Here is a 22,283-nt window from a genome sequence, read left to right as displayed (position 1 = left end):
GAAACGACGATGTCCGCCTACGATGTGGTTGTGGTGGGTGCGGGGAACGCGGCGCTGGCCGCCGCCGTCTCGGCGAAGGAGAATGGGGCGGAACGCGTGCTGGTGCTGGAGAAGGCGCCGCGCGGGATGCGGGGCGGCAACACCCACTGGTCCGGCGCCGTGCTGCGCTTCGCTTTCGACGACCCGCGCGAGATCGCGCCCCTGGTGCCGGATGCCGAGAAGGAGCACGAGGATTTCTACGCGGGGATCGAGCCCTACACGCGGGAAGACTATCACGGCGACCTGATGCGGGTGACGAGCGGCCGCACCGACCCCGTGCTGTCGCGCATCCTGGTCGACAATTCCAAGGACACGGTGTTCTGGATGAAGAACACCGGCAAGGTCGAGATGGAACCGGCCACCACCCTTTCGGCCGTGCGCAAGGACAACAAGCTGGTCTGGGCGCGGGGCCTGGTGGTGCGCGCCTCGCACGAAGGCGTCGGCCTGTCCCGCTGCTGGTTCAACACGGCCGAGGAGATGGGGATCGAGATCCGCTACGGCGCCGCCGCGCAGGCGCTGCTGCAGGACGCCTCGGGCCGCGTCTCGGGCGTGAAGGTGAAGGATGACGCTGGCATCCACGAGGTCGCGGGTCGGTCCGTCGTGCTGGCCTGCGGCGGGTTCGAGGCGAATGTCCAGATGCGGACGCAGCATATCGGCCCGCTGGTCGGCGCGGCGAAGGTGCGCGGCACGCCCCACAACCAGGGCGACGGGCTGCGGATGGCGATGGCCATCGGCGCCATGCCCTGGGGCCAGTGGAGCGGCTGCCACGCCACCCCGATCAGCGCCGACTGGGGCGACTTCGCCCCTCGCGAGCTGACCGACAAGTCGAACCGGCTTTCCTACATCTACGGCGTCATGCTGAACCGCGCCGGCCGCCGCTTCGTGGACGAGGGCGAGGACGGCGCGCTGTTCACCTACGCCAAGTTCGGCCGCGCCATCCTGGCCCAGCCCGGCGCCAAGGCCTGGCAGATCTTCGACAGCAAGGTCCTGCACCTGCTGGAGCCGCGCTATTCCACCAGCAAGCCCATCGTCTCCGACACGATCGAGGGGCTGCTCGCGCAGCTCGACATCGAGGACAAGGCGACGGCGGCGAAGACCATCGCGGCCTACAACGCGGCCGCCCGCGTGAACGAGGCCGGCTACGACCCGGCGCGCAAGGACGGCTTCCGCACCGAGGGGCTCGACCTCGACAAGACCAACTGGGCGCTCCGCCTCGACAAGCCGCCCTTCCACGCCTACTCGGCCACCGGCGGCATCACCTTCACCTTCGGCGGCCTGCGGGTGAACGAGAAGGCGCAGGTCATCGGCACCGACTGGCGCCCGATCGACGGGCTCTACACCTGCGGCGAGATGGTGGGCGGCCTGTTCTACGACAACTACCCGGCCGGCACCGGCCTGGTGTCCGGCGCGACCTTCGGCCGCATCGCGGGCCGCGAGGCCGCGCGGCCGGGCAACGGCTGAGCGGGAGGCGGAGATGGCGGAGACCGGCGAACCCATCGCGTTGCGGCTGGCGGAGCGGGTCGCCGCCTTCTCCCGCCGCGACCTGACGCCGCGCGCGCTGAAGGCGGCGCGCACCGGCATCATCGACACGGTCGGCGTGACGCTGGCCGGCGTGCCGGAGGACTGCACGCAGATCCTGCTGCGTACGCCGGGGGTGGCCACCGCCCCCGGCGGCGCCACGTTGTTCGGCACCCACCGGCGCTGCTCCGCGCTCGATGCCGCGCTGGTCAACGGCACGGCGAGCCACGCTCTCGACTACGACGACTTCAGCAGCGACCTCGGCGGGCACCAGTCCGTGCCGCTCGTCTCGCCGCTCTTCGCGCTGGCGGAGGAGCGCGGGCTGTCCGGCATGAAGGTGATGCTGGCCTATGTCGTGGGCATGGAGGTGATGATCCGCCTGGCGCGGGCGGTGAACTTCGTCCACTACGACAAGGGCTGGCACCCGACCGCCACCATGGGGGTCTTCGCCGCCGCCGCGGGCTGTTCCCACCTGATCGGGCTGGACGCGAAGCGCACCGCCACCGCGCTGGCGCTGGCGGCCTCCATGGCATCCGGCCTCAAGGCCAATTTCGGCAGCATGACGAAGCCCTTCCATGTCGGCCATTGCGCGCGGAACGGGCTGCTGGCGGCGCTGCTGGCCGAACAGGGGTTCGAGGCGCGGCACGGCGTGATGGAGCACCGGCAGGGCTTCCTCGATGTCTACAACGGCCCGGGGCAGCACGACGCGTCGCGCATCTTCGAAGGCTGGGCCGCGCCGCTGGAGGTGGAGGCGCCGGGGATCGCGCTGAAGCAGTTCCCCTGCTGCGGCAGCACGCACCCCGCCATCGCCATGATGCTGAAGCTGGCGAAGGAGGAGGCGATCACCGCCGCCGACGTCGCGCGCATCGAGGTGCTGCCCCATGCCCGGCGGCTGCCCCACACCGACAACCCGCGCCCCGTCACGCCGCTGCAGGCGAAGTTCAGCGTGCAGTATGCGGTGGTGCGCGCCCTGCTCTCGGGCGCCCCGAAGCTCGCGCATTTCGAGGGCGAGGCGGCGCTGGAGCCGGAGGTGCAGCGGCTGCTGGCGCTGACCAGCGCCGCGCCGCATCCCTCCATGCCGCTCGACGCCGCGGAGCAGTGGGGGGCGGAGGTCATCGTCACCACGAAGGACGGCCGCCGCCTGTCGCGTCGCGTCGACCAGATGGTGGGCCGCGGCGGCGACAACCCGATGAGCTCCAAGGAGCTGTGGACCAAGTTCGCCGACTGCGCCGAGCGCGGCATCCCGCGCGAGAATGTCGCGCCGCTGTTCGACCGGCTGGAATGCCTGGAGGAAGCGGCCGACATGCGCGACGTGACGCGCCTGCTGGAGAGGCCCGCGCCGACCGAGGCGCCGCGCTTCGCCGAGGTGGAGCGCACGGGCGTCCCGCTCGAGACGAGCTGGGTTCCGTGACGCGCGACGGCTGAGGGAGGAAACGGGAATGCCGGACGGCACGCAGGCGAAGACGACCCCGATCTCCACCACGCTCGCCGGCTTCGTGCACGGCCTGCGGCACGAAGCCATCCCGGCCGCGACCCGCATGCGCGCGAAGCACCTGATGCTGGACGCTATCGGGCTCGGCCTCGCCGCCACGCGCCACGACTTCGCGGGCCCGCTGCTGCGGGGCGTGCAGGCGCTCGGCGAAGGCGGCACGAGCCCGGTGCTGGGCAGCGCCGTCACGCTGACGCCGCGCAACGCGGTGCTGGTGAATGCCGGGCTGATGCACGGGCTCGACTACGACGACACGCACATGAAGGCGATCGTCCACGCGACCACCTACTGCCTGCCCACCGCGCTGGCTGCGGCGCTGGAGGCGGGGGCGGGCGGCGCGGACCTTGTCACCGCCTATGTCGCGGGGATGGAGGCTTCGCTGCGGGTCGGCATGGCGGTGAAGGGCGGCTTCCACCATGGCGGCTTCCACGCCACTGCCATCTGCGCGCATTTCGGAGCCGCGCTCGTCGCCGGCAGGCTGTATGGCCTGACGGCGGAACAGCTCGCCGCGGCGCAGGGCATCGCCGCCAGCACCGCCTCCGGCATCCAGGTCTTCCTGGAGGAAGGCGCCTGGACGAAGCGGATGCATCCGGGCTGGGGCGGCGTCGGCGGCATCACCGCGGCGCGGCTGGCCCAGGCGGGCTTCGTCGCGCCCGCCCGCCCGTACGAGGGCCGCTACGGCCTGTTCCACAGCCACCTCCAGGACCACAAGGACGATGTCGACTACGCCGCGATGACCGCGGGCCTCGGCACGGTGTGGGAGACTGAGGCGATGGCGGTGAAGCCGTATCCGGTCTGCCACTTCCTGCATGGCTGCGCGGAGGCCGCCGCGCTGATCTGGCGCGAGGAGAGGCCCGAGCCCGGCGACATCGCCGCGCTGCGCGCCTTCGTGGCCGAACCGACCATGTCCATCATCAGCGAGCCGCTGGCGAAGAAGCGACGCCCGACCACTGACTACGAGGCGAAGTTCAGCGCGCAGTTCGTCACCGCCACCAGCCTGCTGCGCGGCCGCTTCGGCCTTGCGGAGCTGGAGCCGGACTCACTGGCGGATGAGCGCCTGCTGTCCCTGTCCGAACGGGTCGAGGTGGTGGTGGACCCCGACACGCACTTCCCCACCGCCTATTCCGGCGGGGTCGAGGTGACGCTGCGCGACGGCCGCGTGATCCGCCGCCACATCCCGGTGAATCGCGGCGCGGGGGAGCGGGCGATCTCGAATGCGGAGATCGTCGAGAAATACATGGACACCTCCACCACAGCGATCGACCGCGCGCGCGCCGAAAGCCTGCGCGACGCCGTGCTGGCGATGGAGGAGGTGCCGCTGCGCGAGCTCCGGCGGCTGCTGACGACCGGCTGAGGCCCGCCGGCCGGCGGGATCAGCCCTCGGGGGTGATCCGCGCCTCCCGCACGATGGTGCCGAGCTTGGCGATCTCCGCCTCGATGAAGCGGCGGAACTCGGCCGGCGCCATCGGCGCGGGGATCGAGCCCTGCTCCAGCATCCGGGACGCCAGCTCGGCGCTGCGCAGCGCGGCGGTCGCGACGGCGTTCAGCCGCGCCACGACCGGCTCCGGCGTGCCGCCGGTGGTGAGCAGGCCGAACCAGTTCTCCAGCTCGTAGCCGGCCAGGGCGGGGTCCTCCGCCATGGCGGGCAGGTCCGGCATGCTCGGCAGCCGCGTGCGCGACGTGACGGCGAGCGGCCGCAGCCTGCCTTCCTGGATCAGCGGCAGCATCCCCGCGGCGCCGGCGAAGTGCATCGTGACGCGCCCGGCCGCCACGTCGGTGATCGCCGCGGCGGTGCCGCGATAGGGGACGTGCACCGTGCGCACCCCGGCGATGCGGTTCATCATCTCGCCGTTCAGGTGCTGGATGTTGCCGACGCCGCCGGTCGCGAAGGAGAGCTGGTCCGGGTTGGCGCGCGCCAGCGCGAGCAGTTCGCCCACGCTGCGGGCCGGCACCTGCGGCCCGACCACAAGCACGTTCGGGATGCGCGCCGCGAGCGTGACGGGCGCGAGGTCGCGCAGCGGGTCGTAGGACAGGCGATCGCCATAGAGCGGCGGCGCCACCGCGATCTCGCCCGCGGTGGCCAGCAGCAGCGTGTAGCCATCGGGCGCGGCGCGGGCGACCGCCTGCGTGCCGATCTGCCCGGCGGCGCCCGCCCGGTTCTCCACCACCACGGGCTGGCCGAGCGCGGCGCGCATCGGTTCCGCCATCTGCCGCGCCAGCAGGTCGAGCCCGCCGCCGGGCAGGAAGGGCACGATGATGCGCAGCGGCCGGTTCGGGAAGTCGGACTGCGCCTGCGCCAAGCGCGGCGCGGCCGGTGCGGCGGAAATGGCGAGCAGAAGAGCCCGGCGGGACATGGCACGCATGGCGAACGCTCCTCCCTGATCGGGCGGCTTCGTCGCCGCCGCCGTTGCGGCGATGATGCGCGGTCCGCGCCGCGGCGCGCAACGGGTGATGCGATGGACGCCAGCGCGGCGGTGCGGCAGGCTGGCGCGCCCGCGGAAGGGAAGCGTTCCCCGGTGGGGCGTCCGGACTTCAAATCCGGGAGGGGCCGCCCGGCGGTCCCTGGTGGGTTCGACTCCCATTCCCTTCCGCCACCACCAGGCGGGGCGGCCCCCCTTCCACCCGCCCGATGATCGCCGCGGCCGCATGGCCCGCCGCGCGGATGCGGCCGAGCAGCGCGCCGGCGCCCTCCGGCGCGCAGGCGATGAGAAGGCCACCCGAGGTCTGCGGGTCCGTCAGCAGGTGGCGCATCGCCTCCGGCAAGGCGTCCGGCAGCGCCACCTCACTCCCGTAGCTGTCCCAGTTGCGCAGCGACCCGCCGGTGACGAAGCCGGCCTCGGCCAGCGCCATCGCCTGCGGCAGCAGCGGCACCGACGCGGGGTCGATCCGGAGCGCGAGGCCGCTGCCGCGCGCCATCTCCAGCCCATGCCCCAGCAGCCCGAAGCCGGTGACGTCCGTCACCGCATGCACCTCCGCCATGTCGCCGAGCTCGGCGCCGATGCGGTTCAGCGTGGTGGTGGTGGCGATGAGGTCGGCATAGCCCGCGGCGTCCAGTTCGCCGCGGCGATGGGCGTTCGCATGCACGCCGACGCCGAGCGGCTTGGTGAGGATCAGCGCATCCCCATCCAGCGCCCCCGCGTTGCGCCGCACCTGCCCGGGCCGGCAGGTGCCGATGACGGCGAGGCCGTAGATCGGCTCCGCCGTGTCGATCGAATGGCCGCCGGCCACGGGGATGCCGGCCGCCGCGCAGGCTTCCGCCCCGCCCGCCAGGATGCGGCCCGCCACCTCGACCGGCAGCGCGCCGAGCGGCAGGCCGAGGATGGCGAGCGCGAAGATCGGCCGCGCGCCCATTGCGTAGACGTCGCTGATGGCGTTGGTCGCGGCGATCCGGCCGAAGTCGCGCGGGTCGTCCACCACAGGCATGAAGAAGTCCGTGGTGGCGACGATGCAGCCGCCCTCCGGCGTCCGCCAGACCGCCGCGTCGTCCCCCGTCTCGGTGCCGACCAGCAGTTGCGGGAAGGCCGCCATCGCCGGCTGGCCGGCGAGCAGGCGTTGCAGCACGGCAGGGGCCAGCTTGCAGCCGCAGCCGCCGCCATGGGCCATCTGCGTCAGGCGTGGGGCGTCGGCGGGGGCATGGGTCATGCGGCGGCTCCGGTCGTCAGCATCGCGATGACGCCGCGTGCGGCGCCTTCACCATCGTGGAGCGCATGCCGCAACCGGCCGCCATGCCCCGCGCGAACCGCGCCCGCGGCGAAAAGGCCGGGCAGCGAGGTCCGCAGCGCCGCATCCACCACCACCGCGCCATCCGCGTCCCGCGTCACCTCCGCCGGCAGCGCGGCGGTGTTGGGCATCAGCCCGATCCAGGGGAAGACCGCGCGGGCGGCGATCCGCAGCGGGGCTCCCGCCCCTTCCCGCACCTCCACCGCCTCCAGCCCGTCCTCGCCCAGCAGGCGGAGGATCTCGGCATTGCGGTGCAGCCGGATGCGGGGTTCCGCCGCTGCGCGCGCCACGAACTCCGCCCGCGCGCGGGGTGCGGCGCCGCGGAGCAGGACATGCACCTCGGACGCCCAGGCGGCCAGGGTCAGCGCGCCCTGCAGCGCCGCATCGCCGCCGCCCACCACCACCACCGGGCGGCCGCGATGCAGCGGGCCGTCGCAATCGGCGCAATGGGCGATGCCGCGATGCGCGAAGGCCCCGGCGCCCGGCACCGGCAGCGGCCGGGGCGAGGCGCCGGTGGCGCAGATGACGGCGCGCGCGCGCAGCACCCGGCCGGGCTCCTCCTCCGGCCGCGCCGCGAAGCCCGCGCCATCGCGCCACAGCGTGGCGACGGGGCCGTCGATCGGCTCGGCCCCGGCCTCCATCGCCTCGCCGAACAGCGTCGCCGCATAGTCGGCGCCCGAGGCCTGGTCGGGCCGCGGCGGCTCGACCAGGTCGTTGACGTTCAGCACCAGCCCGCCGAACAGGCCGGTGCCGGCGACCGCAGTACGCAGCCCGGCCGCGGCGCAGGCGGTGGCGGCGGCAAGCCCCGCGATGCCGGCGCCCATCACCAGCACGTCATGGTCGAAGGCGTCATTCGGCATGGCCGGCTCCCGCAGGGTGATGCGCGGCGCGGGGCGACAGGCGGCGCACCGCGCCTTCCCGCCGCGTGACGCCGACCGCGTCCAGGTGTTCCAGGACCTCGATGGTGCGGTTGCGGCCGATCCCGGCGGCGTCGCGGAACTCGGCCGCGGTGAAGCCGCCGGGGCGGGCGGCGGCCAGCCGCGCCGCGACCTCCGCCAGGCCGTCCATCGCGGCGGCCGCGTACCAGCGGCCGGCGACCTGATGCGCCAGGCCGTCCCGGCGAAGGCCGTCGAGCAGGGCGAGCAGGAAGGCGGGCGGGGCGTGAAGCAGCCGCCCCGCATCCGCCGCAGCCACGCCGTCCCGCCCGATCCTCTCCAGCTCCTCCAGCAGGGCGTGCCGCCCGTCCCGGCGGGCGAGCGTCGCCTGCCGCGCCGCCTCCGGCAGCCGCACCACGCCGCCGGCCGACAGGTCCAGCGCGCCTTCGGCCGCCATCGCCCGCAGCAGGGCCGCGAAGGCCGCGGGCGGCAGGCCGGGGGGCGCGGCGGCGCGGCGCAGCGTCTCCGCCGCCACCCCCGCGCCGCCTTCGCGGAGACGCGCGGCGATGCGGGCCCGGACCGCATCGAGCGCGGTGCGCGCGAGGCAGCGCGGCGGCCGCCCGAGCAGCACCGCTCCCGCGCGGGCCAGCGCGGCATCGAGCGTCGGCGCGTCGAGGTTGCGCGCAGCGGCGAAGGGCGAGGGGTCGATGCCCTCGGGCCGGGCCGCCAACAGGGCCCTCAGGGCGAGGGCTGGATCAGGCTCGCGGAGCGCGGAGAGCTCCGCCACGCGCCCCGGGCGGGCGCGCGACGGCGCGAAGGGGTCGAGGATGCGTCCGCCGGCCAGCGTGCGGCGCCCCGCCGGGTCGCGCAGCACGAAGCGTTCGCCGGCGAGGGCGACGACGGAGGCATCGAGCACCAGCTGCGCCACGCCATCCGCGCCCGGCCCGATCGCGGCGCCGCGGCGGAGGCGCAGCCGCCCCGGCACCGCCGCCGCGCCGAGATGGAGGATGCAGGGCGTCCAGTGCGCCAGCCCCGTCCCGGCCGAGGGCGCCGCGCGCAGCTCCACGTCCAGCCGCGCGGTCGGGCGATGCAGCGCCGGCGGCAGCAGCCAGTCGCCGCGGCCAAGCTCCGCCCGCTCGATCCCGGCGAGGTTCAGCGCGCAACGCTGGCCCGCCCCCGCCCGCGGCACCGCTGCGCCGGCCACCTGCACGCCCCGCACCCGCACCGGATGCCCGCGTGGCGCCAGCAGCAGCGAATCGCCCGGCGCCACCGCGCCGCGCAGCACCGTGCCGGTGACCACGCTGCCGCTGCCGGCGACGGTGAAGGCGCGGTCCACGACGAAGCGGACGGGCTCGCCGGCCAGCGCGCCGGCCGCCCCGGCATGGCGGCGCGCGGCGTCGACCAGCGCATCGCGCAACGCGGCGATGCCCTGCCCCGAAGGCGCCGCGGTCGGGACCACGGGCGCGCCGGCCAAGCTGGTGCGGGCGACCAGCGCGGCGACATCGCGCGTCACCTCCGCCAGGCGCGGGGCGGCCACGCGGTCGCATTTCGTGATGGCGACCGCGGCGCCGGGGATGCCGAGGAGGTCGAGGATCTCCAGGTGCTCGCGCGTCTGCGGCATCACGCCGTCATCGGCGGCGACCGCCAGCAGCGCGGCGCCCGCGCCGCCCACGCCGGCCAGCATGTTGCGGAGGAAGCGTTCATGGCCGGGCACGTCGACGAAGGCGATGCGGCCGCGCAGGGGCGGCGGCAGGTCCATATGCGCGAAGCCGAGGTCGATGGAGATGCCGCGCGCCTTCTCCTCCGGCAGGCGGTCCGTGTCGGTGCCGGTCAGCGCGCCGACAAGCGTGGTCTTGCCGTGGTCGATATGCCCCGCCGTGGCGAGGATCAGGCCCTCGTCGCCCGTTGCCGCCTGCACCTGGACGCGTCCTTCTTCCCGCACGCAGCGAAGCGCGTTTCGCGCCGCCTTCCAAGCCTGCTTGACGTCGACGCGCACGGGGTCTGTCATGCCGGTGGACCCGCGCGCCGACGCGGGAGGGAGGAAGTCCGCGATGGCCGCAGCCGTTCCGCAGGAACCCGGATACGAGGTGGTGTGGCCGCTCGGCCGCAAGGTCTTCCCCGAGGTCGCGACGCAGGACCGGGTGGCCGACCTGTCGGGCAAGACGGTGGCGGAGTTCTGGGACTACCTGTTCCGGGGCGAGGACATCTTCCCGATCCTGCGGGAGCGCCTGTCCGCCCGTTATCCGGGCATCCGCTTCGTCACCTACGACACCTTCGGCAACCTGCACGGCCCGAACCAGCGGGAGCTGGTGGCGCGCGTGCCGGACCTGCTGAAGGCGCACAAGGTCGATGCGGTCATATCCGCGATAGGCGCCTGAGGCGCCTGCACGCCCGCCGTGCTGCGGGCCAGTGCAGTGGCTGAACGGGCCGGGGTGCCGGCCGTATCCGTGATCTCGTCGGGCTTCCTGAAGCAGGCGGCGGTGGTGGCGCGCGGGCTCGGCCTGCCCGACCTGGCCATCGCCGAATTTCCCGGCGTCCCGATGACCGACAGCACCGAGGAGCTGGTGGCGAAGGTGGAAGGTCACCTGCTGCCCCGCATCATCGAAGGCCTGTCGAAGACCCGCGCCGGCGCCTTCGCCGCACCGCCGGCCGAGCCGACGCCGGGCGAGGTCGTCTTCCGCGGCTCGCTCGACGCGGTGAACGAGCATTTCTACGAACGCAACTGGTCGGACGGCCTGCCCATCACCCCGCCGACGCCCGACCGCGTGGCGCGCTTCCTGGAATTCACCGACCGCCCGCCGCAGGACGTGATCGGCTGCATCCCCATCGCCAACCGCGAGGCGACGGTGTGGAACGTCGCGGTGAACGGCGTGATGGCGGGATGCCGCCCCGAATACATGCCGGTGCTGCTGGCCGCCGTGGAAGCGGTGGCCGACCCGCGCTACCGGATCGAGGATGCGGGATCGACCCCGGGCTGGGAGTCGATGATCGTGGTCAACGGCCCCGTCGCGCGGCAGCTCCACCTCAATTCCGGGCAGGGCGTGATGCGGGTGGGCAAGATCGCCAACACCTCCATCGGGCGCTTCCTGCGTCTGTTCCTGCGCAACATCGGCGGCTTCCACCATGCGCCGGAAGGGTCGGACAAGGGCAGCATCGGCCAGACCTGGCTGGTCGCCGCGGCGGAGAACGAGGAGGCGGTGGCGGAACTCGGCTGGCAGCCCTTTAGCGTGGATCGCGGCTTCGCGGCGGGGGAGAACGTGGTCACCGTGCAGTCGGTTGTGGCGATCAGCCCGCCTACCTATTCGGGCAGCGAGAACGCGGTCGAACACGCCGAACTCATCGCCGACGTGATCGGGCAGCGGACCTGCGGCTACTGGACCGCGCTCGGCATGGTCTACAGCAACTGGCACCCGCTGATCATGCTCGGCCCCTCCATTGCGCGGGTCTTCGCGAAGGACGGGTGGAGCAAGGACGACCTGCGGCGATACCTCCACGAGAACGTGAAGGTGAAGGCGTCGCTGGTCGAACGCTACACCTACTACTGCGGGCAGACCGGCTTCCGCGTGGACGATGCCGTGGACCAGGGGCTGCTGCCGCCGACCTACGGGGAATCGCGCGATCCCGACCGGATGGTCCCGGTGTTCCAGAAGCCGGAGTGGATCGGCATCGTGGTCGCGGGCGACTGGGGGCGCAACCAGTCCAAGGGCTACGTCAACAACCATGTCCAGGGCCCACCCGTCAGCAAGCGGGTCGCGCTGCCTCGCGATTGGGAGGCGAAGCTGGCGGCGTCTGCCTCCGGAAAGGCCTGACGCGGCGGCGCGGCCGTGGGATGAAGGGGGCGGGGGCGGGCAACCGCCCCCCTTACCCTTCCGGGCCACCCCGCATGGACCAGTCCGCGCCACCGCCGCACCATCCACCTTCGGTCGACGCCGTGCTGCGCAGCGCGGGCGGCACGGCCGCGATCGCGCGGTTCGGCCGCGCGGCGACGGCACGGGCGGTGCGCGAGGCCGTGGCGGCGGACCGCGCCGCGGGGCGCGTCCGCGCGGCCGAAGCCCTGGCCGCCGCCGCCGCGGCGCTGCTGGAACGCGCTTCCGTGCCCTCGCTTCGCCCCGTGCTGAACCTGACCGGCACGGTTCTGCACACCAATCTCGGCCGCGCCCCGATGGCGGAGGAGGCGGTGGCCGCCGCGGCGGGCGCGATGCGCGGCGCGGTCACGCTGGAATACGACACCGGGCGCGGAGGCCGCGGCGAGCGCGACGACCACCTGCGCGGCCTGCTGCGGGACCTGACCGGCGCGGAGGATGCGCTGGCCGTCAACAACAACGCCGCCGCCGTGCTGCTGGCCCTCGCCGCGCTGGCGGCGGGGCGGGAGACGGTCGTCTCCCGCGGGGAGCTGATCGAGATCGGCGGCAGCTTCCGGATGCCGGACATCATGGCGAGCGCCGGCACGCGCCTGGTCGAGGTCGGCACCACCAACCGCACGCATCCGCGCGACTATGCCGGGGCGATCACGGAGCGGACGGCGCTGCTGCTGAAGGTCCACACCTCCAACTACCGGATCGAGGGATTCAGCGCCGAGGTCGCGCCGCGCGACCTGGCGGCGATCGCGCGGGCGCATGGCGTGCCGATGATGGACGACCTGGGATCGGGCACGCTGGCCGATCTCCGCGCGCTCGGCCTGCCGGCCGAACGGACGGTGGCGGAAGCGGTGCGGGACGGCGCGGACCTCGTCACCTTCTCCGGCGACAAGCTGCTGGGCGGGCCGCAGGCGGGGTTCATCCTGGGGCGGGCGGATCTCGTCGCGCGCTGCGCCGCGCATCCGCTGCGCCGCGCGCTGCGGCTCGACAAGGTGCGGATCGCGGCGCTGGAGGCGACGCTGCGCCTGTACCGCGACCCGGACAGCCTGCCGCGCCGGCTGCCCGCGCTGCGGCTGCTGCTGCGCGGGGAGGCGGAGATCCGCGCGGTGGCGGAAGCCTGCCGCGCGCCCCTTGCGGCCTGGGCGGGGCGGGACTGGCGGGTGGAGGTGGTGGCCTGCCGCAGCCAGATCGGTTCCGGCGCGCTGCCGGTGGAAACGTTGCCGAGCGCGGGTCTGGCGCTGCACCCCGTGCCCGGCCTGCCCGGCTCGGCGGCCGGTGCGATGGCCGCGCGGCTGCGCGCGCTGCGCGTGCCGGTGATCGGCAGGGTGCGCGAGGGCGCGGTGCGGCTGGACTTCCGCTGCCTGGAAGCCGCCGCCCCGCTGCTCGACGCACTCGCGCCCTGACGGCGCGCCGCTATTCCGGCTGGAAGTTCGCGATGCGCAGCAGCTCCGCGTTGCGGGCGACATCGGCGGCGATGAAGCGTTCCGCCTCCTCCACCGTCTCCGCCACCGGCTCGAAGCCGAGCCCGGTGAGGCGCGTCACCACCTCGGGTTCCGACAGGCCGGCGACGAGCGCCTGGTTGATGCGGTTCGCGATCTCGCGCGGCATGGCGCGCGGGCCCCAGACGCCGTACCAGGAATAGAACTCGAAGCCCGGCAGCCCGGCTTCCGCCGCCGTCGGCAGGTCGGGCGCGACCGGCGTGCGCGCGGCGGTCGCGATGGCAAGCGCGCGCAGCTGCCCGCCGCGCACCATCGGCAGCGTCGCCAGCACCGGGTCGAACATCAGCTGCGCGTTGCCCGCCGCCACATCGGTCAGCGCCGGGGCGCTTCCGCGATAGCCGACGATCTCGATGTTGGCGCCGGTCAGGCGGTTGAACTCGATGCTGGCCAGGTGGCCGGCGGCGCCGAGGCTGCTGGTGGCGAAGGACCAGCGCGCGGGGTCGCGCTTCGCGGCCTCGACCACGGCGGGGATGGTGGCCTGGGGCAGGCGCGGGTTCATCACCAGCACCAGCGGGCCGCGGGCGGTGCGCGCCAGCGGCACGAAATCCGCCACCGGGTCGTAGGGCGCGTTCTTCATGACGTGCCGGGCCATCGGGTGGATCGAGGCCGAACCCATGATGGTGTAGCCATCCGCCGGCGCCTGCAGCACCGCCTGGCTGCCGATGGCGCCATTGGCGCCGGCCCGGTTCTCCACCACCACCGTCACACCGAGCCTCTCGCCCAGCTTCTGCGCCGCCAGCCGCGCCATCGCGTCGGTCGCGGCGCCGGGGGTGTAGGGGACGATCATGCGGATGGGGCGCGACGGCCACGCCCCCTGGGCGCGCACTGCAGGCGCCGCAAGCACGCCGGTTGCAAACAGGATACCGCGACGGCGGATCATGGCAGGAACATCCCTTCGCTGTTGCAGCATGCTGTCACGGCCGCCGCGGCGGTGGCAAATGCGCGCGGGCGCGGGCGAAGATGTTCGGCGGGGAGGGTTCCACGGGGGATGTTTGCCCTGCCCGGCCCGCAGGCGGGACCATGCCCTCCCCCGGCCCGCGCCGCCGAATCACGGGCCTCGCGCCGCGGCGGTCAGCCCCGGTGGTGGCAGGCGACCCAGTGGCCTGGCCGTGCCTCCCGCAGTTCCGGCGTCACGCTGCGGCAGGCGCCGGCATCGGCGATCGGGCAGCGCGTGTGGAAATGGCAGCCGGAGGGCGGGTTGAGCGGGTTCGGCACGTCGCCCTGCAGACGGATGCGCTGACGCTTCACCGTCGGGTCCGGGATCGGCACGGCGGACAGGAGCGCCTCGGTGTAGGGGTGCAGCGGGGTGGCGTAGAGATCCCGCGCCGAGGCGATCTCCACGATGCGGCCGAGATACATCACCGCCACCCGGTCGCTGATGTGCTCCACCACGCTGAGGTCATGCGCGATGAACAGGTAGGTGAGCCCGAACTTCTCCTGCAGGTCCTCGAGCAGGTTCACCACCTGCGCCTGGATCGAGACGTCGAGCGCGCTGACGGGCTCGTCGCAGATGATGAGCTTCGGCGAGACGGCCAGCGCGCGCGCGATGCCGATGCGCTGGCGCTGGCCGCCGCTGAATTCGTGCGGGAAGCGGCGGGTGTGGTCGGCGTTCAGGCCGACCGTCTCCAGCAGGTTCACCACCCTCTCCTCCCGCTCCCGCGCGGTCTTCGCGAGGGCGTGGATCACCAGCGCCTCGGCGATGATGGCGCCGACGGTCATTCGCGGGTTGAGCGAGGCGTAGGGGTCCTGGAAGATGATCTGCATGTCGCGCCGCAGGGCGACCATCCGCTGGTTGTCGAGGGCGGTGATCTCCCGCCCCTCGAACCAGACCTGGCCGGAGGTCGGCTCGATCAGGCGCAGGATCAGGCGGCCGGTGGTGGACTTGCCGCAGCCGGATTCGCCGACCAGGCCCAGCGTCTCCCCTGGCGCGAGGTCGAAGCTGACGCCGCTGACGGCGTGCACCTCCCCCACCGTGCGGCGCAGCACGCCCCCCTTCACGGCGAAGCGCTTGACCAGCTTCTCCACGCGCAGCAGCGGTTCGGTCATGCGATTTCTTCCGCACGGATGCAGGCGGCCTTGTGGCCGGGCGCGAGTTCGCGCAGCGGCGGCTGCGCGGCGGTGCAGGCCTCGATGGCGAAGCGGCAGCGCGCGGCGAAGCGGCAGCCCTGCGGAGGGTGCAGCAGGCTCGGCACCGTGCCGGGGATGGCCTCCAGCCGCCGGTGTTCCGTCGCCGCGAGGTCGAGGCGCGGGATGGAGCGGATGAGGCCCTGCGTGTAGGGGTGGCGCGGCCGCGCGAACAGCGCGCCGACCGGCGCCTCCTCCACCACCTTGCCGGCATACATCACGACCACGCGCTGCGCCGTCTCCGCCACCACCCCCATCGCATGGGTGATGAGGAGGACGGCCATGCCGAGCCTTTCCTTCATCTCGTTCAGCAGGTCGAGGATCTGCGCCTGGATGGTGACGTCGAGCGCGGTCGTCGGCTCGTCCGCGATCAGCAGCTTCGGGTTGCAGGACAGCGCCATCGCGATCATCACGCGCTGGCGCATGCCGCCCGAGAACTGGTGCGGGTAGTCGTGGACGCGGCCCTTCGGGTTCGGGATGTTCACCAGGCGCAGCATCTCCGCCGCGCGGTCGAGCGCGGCGCGGCGCGACAGGCCCTCGTGCTGGCGCACCGTCTCGGCGATCTGCTCGCCCACCGTGTAGACGGGATTGAGCGAGGTCATCGGCTCCTGGAAGACGAAGCCGATCTCCTTCGAGCGGATGGCCCGCATCCCGTCTGCATCGAGCGGCACCAGGTCCCGCCCCTGCCAGAGGATGCGGCCATCGACGATGCGGCCGGGCGGCATGGCGATGAGCTTCAGGACCGTCATGGCGGTCACGGTCTTGCCGCAGCCGGATTCGCCGACGACGGAGACGGTCTCCCCCCGGTCCACCGCGATGTCCACGCCATCCACGGCGCGGACCATGCCGTCATCGGTGCGGAAATGGACCTTGAGGCCCTGGATGTCGAGCAGGCGGGGCGCGGTCACTGCACGCGCCTCGGGTCCAGCGCGTCGCGCAGCCCGTCGCCCACGAAGTTGATGGCCAGCACGGTCAGGAAGATGGCGAGGCCCGGGAACAGCGCCCAGTGCGGCGCGAAATCCAGGTTGTCCTTCGCGTCGAACAGCAGCCGCCCCCAGGTCGGGATGTCGGGCGGGAAGCCGAGCCCGAGGAAGGACAGCGTGCTTTCCGCGATGATCGCCGCCGCCACGTCGATGGTCGCCGCCACGATCACCGGGCCGAGCGCGTTGGGCAGGATGTGGCGCACCACCAGCCGCGTGCGGTTGGCGCCGAGCGCGCGGGCGGCCTCCACGAATTCCTTCTCGCGCAGCGAGAAGAACTGCGCCCGCACCAGGCGGGCCACGGGCATCCAGCGGAAGCCGCCGATGACGATGACGATCAGGATGAAGACGCCGACCTCCGGCCCGACGAGCCCGGTCAGCGTGTCGCGGAACAGGTAGATGATCAGCAGCAGCAGCGGCAGCTGCGGCAGCGACAGGAACAGGTCCGTCACCCACATCAGCGCGGCGTCGAGGCGCGGCCCCGCCATGCCCGCCACCGCGCCGACCAGCACGCCGACCAGCACCGCCACCGCCATGGCCGCGAACCCCACCGCAAGCGAGATGCGCCCGCCATAGAGGATGCGCGCCAGCAGGTCCTGCCCGAGGTCGTCGGTGCCCAGCGGATGGTCCCAGGACGGCCCCTGCAGCCGCGCGGTGAAGTCGATCTCGTCGATCGGCAGGCGCCACAGCAGCGGCCCGACCAGCACGGCCAGCACCAGCAGCAGCAGCACCGCCGCGCTGACGACGGCGAGGCGGTGCTTGCGGAAGCGTCGCCAGGCCTCGCGCCAGGGCCCGATGCGCGGGCGCGCGGCGGCGGGCTGGCTAGCGATAGCTGATGCGGGGGTCGAGCCAGCCATACAGGATGTCCGCAACCAGGTTGAAGAAGATGACGAGGCAGGCGAAGACGAAGGTCACGGCCATGATCACCGGCGTGTCGTTCGCCAGGATGGCGCTGATCAGCAGCGACCCGATGCCAGGGACGCGGAAGATCTGCTCCGTCACGATGGCGCCGCCGAAGACGGTGGGCATCTGCAGCGCCACCAGCGTCACCACCGGGATCAGCGCGTTGCGCACGACGTGGCGGCGCGTGACGCGGCCTTCCGGCAGCCCCTTCGCGCGCGCCGTCGTCACATGGTCCAGCCGCACCACGTCCAGCACGGCGGACCGCACGAAGCGCGTCCAGGCCGCGCCCTGGAACAGGCCCAGCACCAGCACCGGCATGATGGATTGCCGCAGGTGTTCCCACCACCACCGCCACCCCGTCGCGTCGATCTGCGTGCGGTAGACGAAGGGCAGCCAGTCCAGCGTGATGGAGAACAGCAGGATCATCAGCAGCCCGGTGAAGAAGGTGGGCAACGAGAAGCCGACGAAGGCGAGCGTGTTGGCCACCTGGTCGAAGACCGAATAGGGCCGCGTCGCGGCATAGACCCCGACCGGCAGCGCGACCGCCAGCGCCAGCACCTGCGACGCGCCGATCACCACCAGCGTCGTCGGCAGGCGCTGCAGGATCAGGTCGTCCACCGGGATGCGGCTGACGAAGGAATACCCCCAGTCCCCGCGCAGCATGGCGCCGAGCCAGTGGAAGTAGCGGAGATGGACGGGGTCATCGAGCCCGAGGCTGGCGCGCAGCGCGGCGCGCACCTCGGGCGGGATGGCCGGGTTGGTCGCCAGCTCCTCGAACGGATCGCCGGGAGCGAGCGCGAGCACCGTGAACAGCACGACGCTGATCCCGAGCAGGCTCGGGATCGCGATGAGCAGGCGCCGGAGGAGGTACTGGGTCACGCGTCGCGGACGGCCGGCATCAGGCTTCCCGGTACCAGTCGCCCAGCAGCCAGAAGTCGTTGTCCCAGGCGCTCAGCACGGGGCGCAGGTTGTTCAGGCTGGCGCGCACGCGCGGGCGGCGGACCACCGGGATGATGTGGTTGCTGCCCACGACGAGGTCGTTCATGCGGATGAACAGCGCCGCCCGCTTCACCGGGTCCAGCTCGCCTTCCGCCTCGCGGTAGATGCGGTCGTATTCCTCGCTGCGCCAGCGGAGGATGTTGCGGCCCTGCCAGGAATTCTCCTTCGTCGACATCTCCCACGACACGAACTGGTTCATGAACAGCTGCGGGTCCGCCTGGGGCATCGTCGTCGTGTACATCTGCATGTCGGTCCAGAACTTCGTGTAGGTGTCCGGGTTTGCGACATCCGACGAGAAGAAGACAGAGGCGACGACCGACTTCAGCTCGAGGTCGATGCCCGCGCGCTGCGCCGCCTGCTTGTAGACCGCCTGGGTGCGCTGGCGCGGCGTGTTGACCGAGGTCTGGAAGACGAAGCGCAGCCGCACGCCGTCCTTGGCTCGGATGCCGTCGCGCCCGCGCGCCCATCCGGCCTGGTCCAGCACCTCGTTCGCCTTCTGGATGCTGAACTCCCACCGCATGTTGTCCGAACGGTAGCGCGGCGGGTTGTTCAGGAAGTTGGCCGCCGCCGGCCCGCCGCGGCCGTAGATGAACTGCTCGATCGCGTTGCGGTCCAGCAGCATCGCCATCGCCTGGCGAACCGCGGGATCGCGGAAGGCGGGGTGCTGCGTGCTGACATGCGCGCGCTCCCCGTTCACCTCGCGGTTCGGGTCGGTGACGCTCAGCATCACGAACTCGATGTCGCCGCCTTCCACGATGTCCACGCGCCCGCGCCCCGCGGCTTCGAGGCGCTTCAGGATCTCGTCCTCGACCTGGAGGTTCCAGGCATAGTCGAAGTCGCCGGTCTGCAGCACCGCCCGCGCGGCGGAGACGGCGTCGCCCCCGCCCTTCACCTCCACCGTGTCGAAATGCCCGCGATTGGCCATGTGGTAGTTCTGGAACAGCTCGGCCCGCACCGTGTCGCCGGGGGCGAAGCTGGCCAGGCGGTACGGGCTGGTGCCGACCGGACGCAGGTTGGCCGGCGCATCGCGCGAATTGGCGCCGGCATAGTCCTTGAACAGGTGCTTCGGGATGAGCATCCCGCGCGTGGCGACGAAGGCATCCGCCCAGAAGGGGGTCGGCCGCTCGAACTCCACCCGGACGGTGAAGTCGTCCACCTTGGTGACGTTGATGTCGCGGTAGCTGCCGGAGCTGACCGTGGCGGTGGCAGGGTTGCGGTTGTATTCCCAGTTGAACACCACGTCGTCGGCGCTGAAGTCCTGGCCGTCATGCCACTTCACGCCGCGCTTCAGCTTCCAGGTGACGGAGCGCCCGTCGGCCGACAGTCCGCCATTGTCGGTGGACGGGATCTCGGCCGCCAGGATGGGATGCAGCGTGCCGTCCTGCGCCCAGCCGGCCAGGGGTTCGTAGAAGATGCGGCTGGCGTCCTGGTTTGTGGTGCCGACGGCGAAATGGGGGTTCAGCAGCGTCGAGGCCTGCCAGTACAGGATCTTCAGCGGCCCGCCGCCGCCGCGCCGCGTCGGCCTGTACTGCGGCACGCTCTGCGCCGAGGCGGCCGGGATGCCCGACAGCGCGAGCAGCTGCGTCGCCATCGGCGCGGTGAGCCCGAAGGCCGCGAGCCGCCGCACGAAGCCGCGGCGCGAGAGTGAGCCGCGCTGCACGCGCCCGATCATCTGGCGCAGGTCGTCTGCCGTCATGCCCGTTCTCCCATCTCCGCCCGGCGGGCCTTTCGCGCGTGGCCCGCCCCCTGTTGCTTCCCGAACGCTACATGATGACGCGGCAGCCCTGCACGCTTTTCCGCGACCCGTCCCGTCAGCCGCGCAGGCTGCCCATTTCCTGTTCCACCACGCTCACCCAATAAGCGACGCCGAGCGGGATGATGTCGTCGTTGAAGTCGAAATGCGGCGTGTGGAGGTTGGCCGAGGTGCCGTCCGGCCCCGCGCCGCCGCCGATGAACATGAAGGCACCCGGCCGCGCCTGCAGCATCAGGGCGAAATCCTCGGCCCCCGTCACGGGGGCGTGGGCGGGGTCCACCGCCGTCTCTCCCACCAGCGCGGCCGCGGCGGCGAAGGCGACCTTCGCCTGCTCCGCGTGGTTCACCAGGGCGGGCACGCCGCGGGTGTACTCGACCTCCGCCGCGCAGCCATGCGCCGCGGCAAGGCCGCGGGCGAGCTCCCCGATCCGCCGCTCCAGCAGGTCACGCACCGCCGGCGTGTAGCTGCGCGATGTGCCGGTGACGGTGAGCTCCGCCGGCATCACGTTCGACGCCTTGGGCGATCCTCCCTCGATGGAGCCCACGCTCAGCACCGCGGCTTCCACCGCCGGGACATTGCGGCCGATGATGGTCTGGAGCGCGAGGACGAAATGCGCCTGCACCACCGTCACGTCGGTGGCGAGGTGCGGGGTGGACCCGCCATGCCCGCCGGTGCCGCGGAAGGTCACGCGGAAGCGGTCGGCGGCGGCAAGCGCCGGGCCGGTGCGGATGGCGAAGCTGCCGGCGGGCATGGTGGGCTTGTTGTGCAGGCCATAGACCACGTCGCAGGGGAAGCGGTCGAACAGCCCGTCCTCCAGCATCGCCTTGGCGCCGCCGCGCCCCTCCTCGGCGGGCTGGAAGATCAGGTGGACGGTGCCGGCGAAGTCCCGGTGCGCCGCCAGCCACCGCGCGGCGCCGAGCAGCATGGTGGTGTGTCCGTCATGGCCGCAGGCATGCATCAGGCCGGGATGGGTGGACGCCCACGGCTTTCCCGTCGCCTCCGGGATCTGCAGCGCGTCCATGTCGGCCCGCAGCCCGACCACGCGCTGCCCCGGGCGGCTGCCGCGGATGGTGCCGACCACGCCGAAGCGGCCGACCCCTTCCGTCACCTCGATGCCGAGCGCCCGCAATTCCCGCGCGACGAGGGCGGAGGTCCGGACCTCCTCCATGCCGAGTTCGGGATGGGCGTGGATATCGCGGCGGATCGCGGCGAGATCCTCCTGCCAGGCCCGCACGCCCTCGACCACCGGATGGACCATCGCCCGCCTCTCCCGCCCCCTGTTCCCCGGCAGCATGCCAACTCCCCAGCCGCCGCGCGAGGGGGGCGCACGCAGGTCAGGCGCCGCGCGCGCGATGCGCCCGCCAGACGACCGCCGCCCCCGCCAGCGGCAGCACCGCCACCGCCGCGAAGGCCGCGGCGTAGGAGCCGAGCAGCAGCACCGCCGCGCCGAAGGCCGGCGGGCCGACGACGATGCCGCCATAGGTCGCGCCCATCACCGCGCCGCTCGCCGCCCCCGCGCGTCCCGGCGGGGCCAGGCGCGCCACCTCCGCCATGGCGATCCCGGCCCAGCCATTGGCGCAGGCGCCGAAGGCGCAGAGCAGCGCCAGCACGGCCCCCGCCGGCCACTGCGCGGCCAGCGGCATAGCCAGCGCCGCCAGCCCGATGCCGCAGCCCAGCAGCGCAAGGGTGGGAAGCCCGGCGCGCAGCCTGTCCGCCAGCAGCGCCCAGGCCAGCCGTGCCGCGGCCCCGCTGGCCTGCACTGCCGCGGTGGCCGCACCCGCCGCCACCGGCGTCCAGCCGAACTCGGCCACCAGCATCGTCACGCCATAGGCGCCGAGCGACAGCTGCACGGTGGAGAACAGCGCCCCCATCGCGGCGAGCGCGCCGAGACCGCGGCCCGCGCGCGGCACGCCACCCCCGCCCGGCGCCGCAGCCGGGGCGGGCGCCGGGTCGCGATCGTCGCGCCAGGCCTGGTGGAAGGGGGTCAGCGCCGCGGCCGCGAGCAGCAGCACCAGGCCGACGCCGAGCGCCGTGCCGCGCCAGCCGGCCAGCAGGGACGCGGCGGGCAGCAGCAGCCCCGCCATCACCCCGCCCAGCGGCACGCCCATCTGCTTGACCGAGAAAACGAGGTTGCGCCGCGCCGCGGGCGCGCGACGGTTCAGCACCTGCGTCGCCGCCGGCGTCGTCAGCCCGTAGCCGATGCCGAGGAGCAGCGAACCGGCCGCCACCCCCGCCAGCCCGCCCAGGCCGATGGCCGCGCTGCCGGCCCCGCCGAGCCCGAGCGCGAGCTGCGTGAGCCGCGCCGGACCCACCCGCGGCAGCAGCCCGCCGCAGACGAAGGACGCGGCCGCCGCCGCGCCGTAGACCAGCGCCACCTGCGCGCCGATCAGCTGCGCGCCGAGGCCGAGGTCGCGCGCCGCGACGGGCGCCATCACCGGCAGGGCATAGACCGCCATCGTCGCCAGCGCCTGCGCCAGCGTGGTGGCGAGCAGCGCGGCGCCGAGGCCGCCGAACCGTCCCGGCATGC

The 22,283-nt window shown here is 73.2% G+C and carries 16 protein-coding genes, 1 tRNA gene and 2 pseudogenes; 7 read left to right on the top strand and 12 right to left on the bottom strand.

Annotated elements, in window-relative coordinates; genetic code table 11:
• Positions 1 to 9 precede the first annotated feature (9 nt).
• The 3 genes from tcuA to ACK8OX_RS08565 are packed head-to-tail and all read left to right on the top strand — an operon-like array spanning position 10 to position 4,400.
• Positions 10 to 1,500, top strand: a complete 1,491-nt coding sequence (gene tcuA, locus ACK8OX_RS08575) for an FAD-dependent tricarballylate dehydrogenase TcuA (RefSeq protein ID WP_430663566.1) — start codon at positions 10 to 12, stop codon at positions 1,498 to 1,500.
• A gap of 13 nt (positions 1,501 to 1,513) precedes the next feature.
• A complete protein-coding gene (locus ACK8OX_RS08570; protein WP_430663564.1) occupies positions 1,514 to 2,968 on the top strand; it encodes an MmgE/PrpD family protein in 1,455 nt (484 codons plus the stop codon).
• 28 nt (positions 2,969 to 2,996) lie between these two features.
• A complete protein-coding gene (locus tag ACK8OX_RS08565; RefSeq protein WP_430663563.1) occupies positions 2,997 to 4,400 on the top strand; it encodes an MmgE/PrpD family protein in 1,404 nt (467 codons plus the stop codon).
• Positions 4,401 to 4,419: 19 nt separating this feature from the next.
• Here the strand turns inward: ACK8OX_RS08565 and ACK8OX_RS08560 are convergent, their stop codons facing one another.
• Entirely contained in the window at positions 4,420 to 5,409 is a 990-nt protein-coding gene (locus ACK8OX_RS08560) for a Bug family tripartite tricarboxylate transporter substrate binding protein (protein WP_430663562.1), read from the bottom strand.
• Between the two features lie 134 nt (positions 5,410 to 5,543).
• Between ACK8OX_RS08560 and ACK8OX_RS08555 the strand changes: the two genes are divergently transcribed.
• Positions 5,544 to 5,640: transfer RNA gene (locus ACK8OX_RS08555), tRNA-Sec, on the top strand.
• A 25-nt stretch (positions 5,641 to 5,665) separates the two neighbouring features.
• Here ACK8OX_RS08555 and selD read toward each other — a convergent pair.
• The 3 genes and pseudogenes from selD to selB all read right to left on the bottom strand — a co-directional run.
• Positions 5,666 to 6,688: pseudogene (gene selD, locus ACK8OX_RS08550) on the bottom strand (selenide, water dikinase SelD); the annotation flags it as partial.
• Positions 6,685 to 7,626, bottom strand: a complete 942-nt coding sequence (locus ACK8OX_RS08545; protein ID WP_430663561.1) for an NAD(P)/FAD-dependent oxidoreductase — start codon at positions 7,624 to 7,626, stop codon at positions 6,685 to 6,687. The gene ACK8OX_RS08545 and the pseudogene selD, both read right to left, overlap by 4 nt.
• Positions 7,616 to 9,559 (bottom strand): selenocysteine-specific translation elongation factor, encoded by a 1,944-nt coding sequence (selB, locus tag ACK8OX_RS08540; RefSeq protein WP_430663560.1) that lies wholly within the window; start codon positions 9,557 to 9,559, stop codon positions 7,616 to 7,618. The genes ACK8OX_RS08545 and selB overlap by 11 nt, the downstream gene beginning before the upstream one ends.
• A 133-nt stretch (positions 9,560 to 9,692) precedes the next feature.
• On the opposite strand from selB, the gene ACK8OX_RS08535 reads away from it, so the two are divergent.
• The 3 genes and pseudogenes from ACK8OX_RS08535 to selA all read left to right on the top strand — a co-directional run bounded on the left by ACK8OX_RS08535 (position 9,693) and on the right by selA (position 12,901).
• On the top strand, positions 9,693 to 10,019 hold the full coding sequence (locus ACK8OX_RS08535; protein WP_430663559.1) for a UGSC family (seleno)protein: 327 nt from the start codon (positions 9,693 to 9,695) through the stop codon (positions 10,017 to 10,019).
• 12 nt (positions 10,020 to 10,031) lie between these two features.
• Positions 10,032 to 11,450, top strand: a pseudogene (locus tag ACK8OX_RS08530) (UGSC family (seleno)protein); the annotation flags it as partial.
• 74 nt (positions 11,451 to 11,524) lie between these two features.
• On the top strand, positions 11,525 to 12,901 hold the full coding sequence (gene selA / locus ACK8OX_RS08525; protein ID WP_430663558.1) for an L-seryl-tRNA(Sec) selenium transferase: 1,377 nt from the start codon (positions 11,525 to 11,527) through the stop codon (positions 12,899 to 12,901).
• A gap of 10 nt (positions 12,902 to 12,911) precedes the next feature.
• Here the strand turns inward: selA and ACK8OX_RS08520 are convergent, their stop codons facing one another.
• The 8 genes from ACK8OX_RS08520 to ACK8OX_RS08485 form a co-directional block, all read right to left on the bottom strand.
• A complete protein-coding gene (locus ACK8OX_RS08520) occupies positions 12,912 to 13,784 on the bottom strand; it encodes a Bug family tripartite tricarboxylate transporter substrate binding protein (protein WP_430663557.1) in 873 nt (290 codons plus the stop codon).
• Positions 13,785 to 14,068: 284 nt separating this feature from the next.
• Positions 14,069 to 15,043: an ABC transporter ATP-binding protein gene (locus ACK8OX_RS08515; RefSeq protein WP_430663556.1), complete on the bottom strand. Its 975-nt coding sequence runs from the start codon at positions 15,041 to 15,043 to the stop codon at positions 14,069 to 14,071.
• Entirely contained in the window at positions 15,040 to 15,966 is a 927-nt protein-coding gene (locus ACK8OX_RS08510) for an ABC transporter ATP-binding protein (protein WP_430663583.1), read from the bottom strand. Before ACK8OX_RS08510 ends, ACK8OX_RS08515 begins: the two co-directional genes overlap by 4 nt.
• A gap of 59 nt (positions 15,967 to 16,025) precedes the next feature.
• Positions 16,026 to 16,958, bottom strand: a complete 933-nt coding sequence (locus tag ACK8OX_RS08505; RefSeq protein WP_430663555.1) for an ABC transporter permease — start codon at positions 16,956 to 16,958, stop codon at positions 16,026 to 16,028.
• On the bottom strand, positions 16,924 to 17,883 hold the full coding sequence (locus ACK8OX_RS08500) for an ABC transporter permease (protein WP_430663553.1): 960 nt from the start codon (positions 17,881 to 17,883) through the stop codon (positions 16,924 to 16,926). The genes ACK8OX_RS08505 and ACK8OX_RS08500 overlap by 35 nt, the downstream gene beginning before the upstream one ends.
• A 19-nt stretch (positions 17,884 to 17,902) precedes the next feature.
• Positions 17,903 to 19,699: a peptide ABC transporter substrate-binding protein gene (locus tag ACK8OX_RS08495; RefSeq protein ID WP_430663552.1), complete on the bottom strand. Its 1,797-nt coding sequence runs from the start codon at positions 19,697 to 19,699 to the stop codon at positions 17,903 to 17,905.
• A 115-nt stretch (positions 19,700 to 19,814) separates the two neighbouring features.
• Positions 19,815 to 21,014 (bottom strand): M20 aminoacylase family protein, encoded by a 1,200-nt coding sequence (locus ACK8OX_RS08490; protein ID WP_430663581.1) that lies wholly within the window; start codon positions 21,012 to 21,014, stop codon positions 19,815 to 19,817.
• Between the two features lie 76 nt (positions 21,015 to 21,090).
• On the bottom strand, positions 21,091 to 22,281 hold the full coding sequence (locus ACK8OX_RS08485) for an MFS transporter (RefSeq protein ID WP_430663551.1): 1,191 nt from the start codon (positions 22,279 to 22,281) through the stop codon (positions 21,091 to 21,093).
• Positions 22,282 to 22,283 lie beyond the last annotated feature (2 nt).

It is taken from the genome of Falsiroseomonas sp. CW058 (assembly GCF_050563535.1).
In the GTDB taxonomy this organism is placed as follows: Bacteria; Pseudomonadota; Alphaproteobacteria; order Acetobacterales; family Acetobacteraceae; genus Falsiroseomonas.
This window is presented reverse-complemented; position numbering and strand designations above follow the sequence as displayed.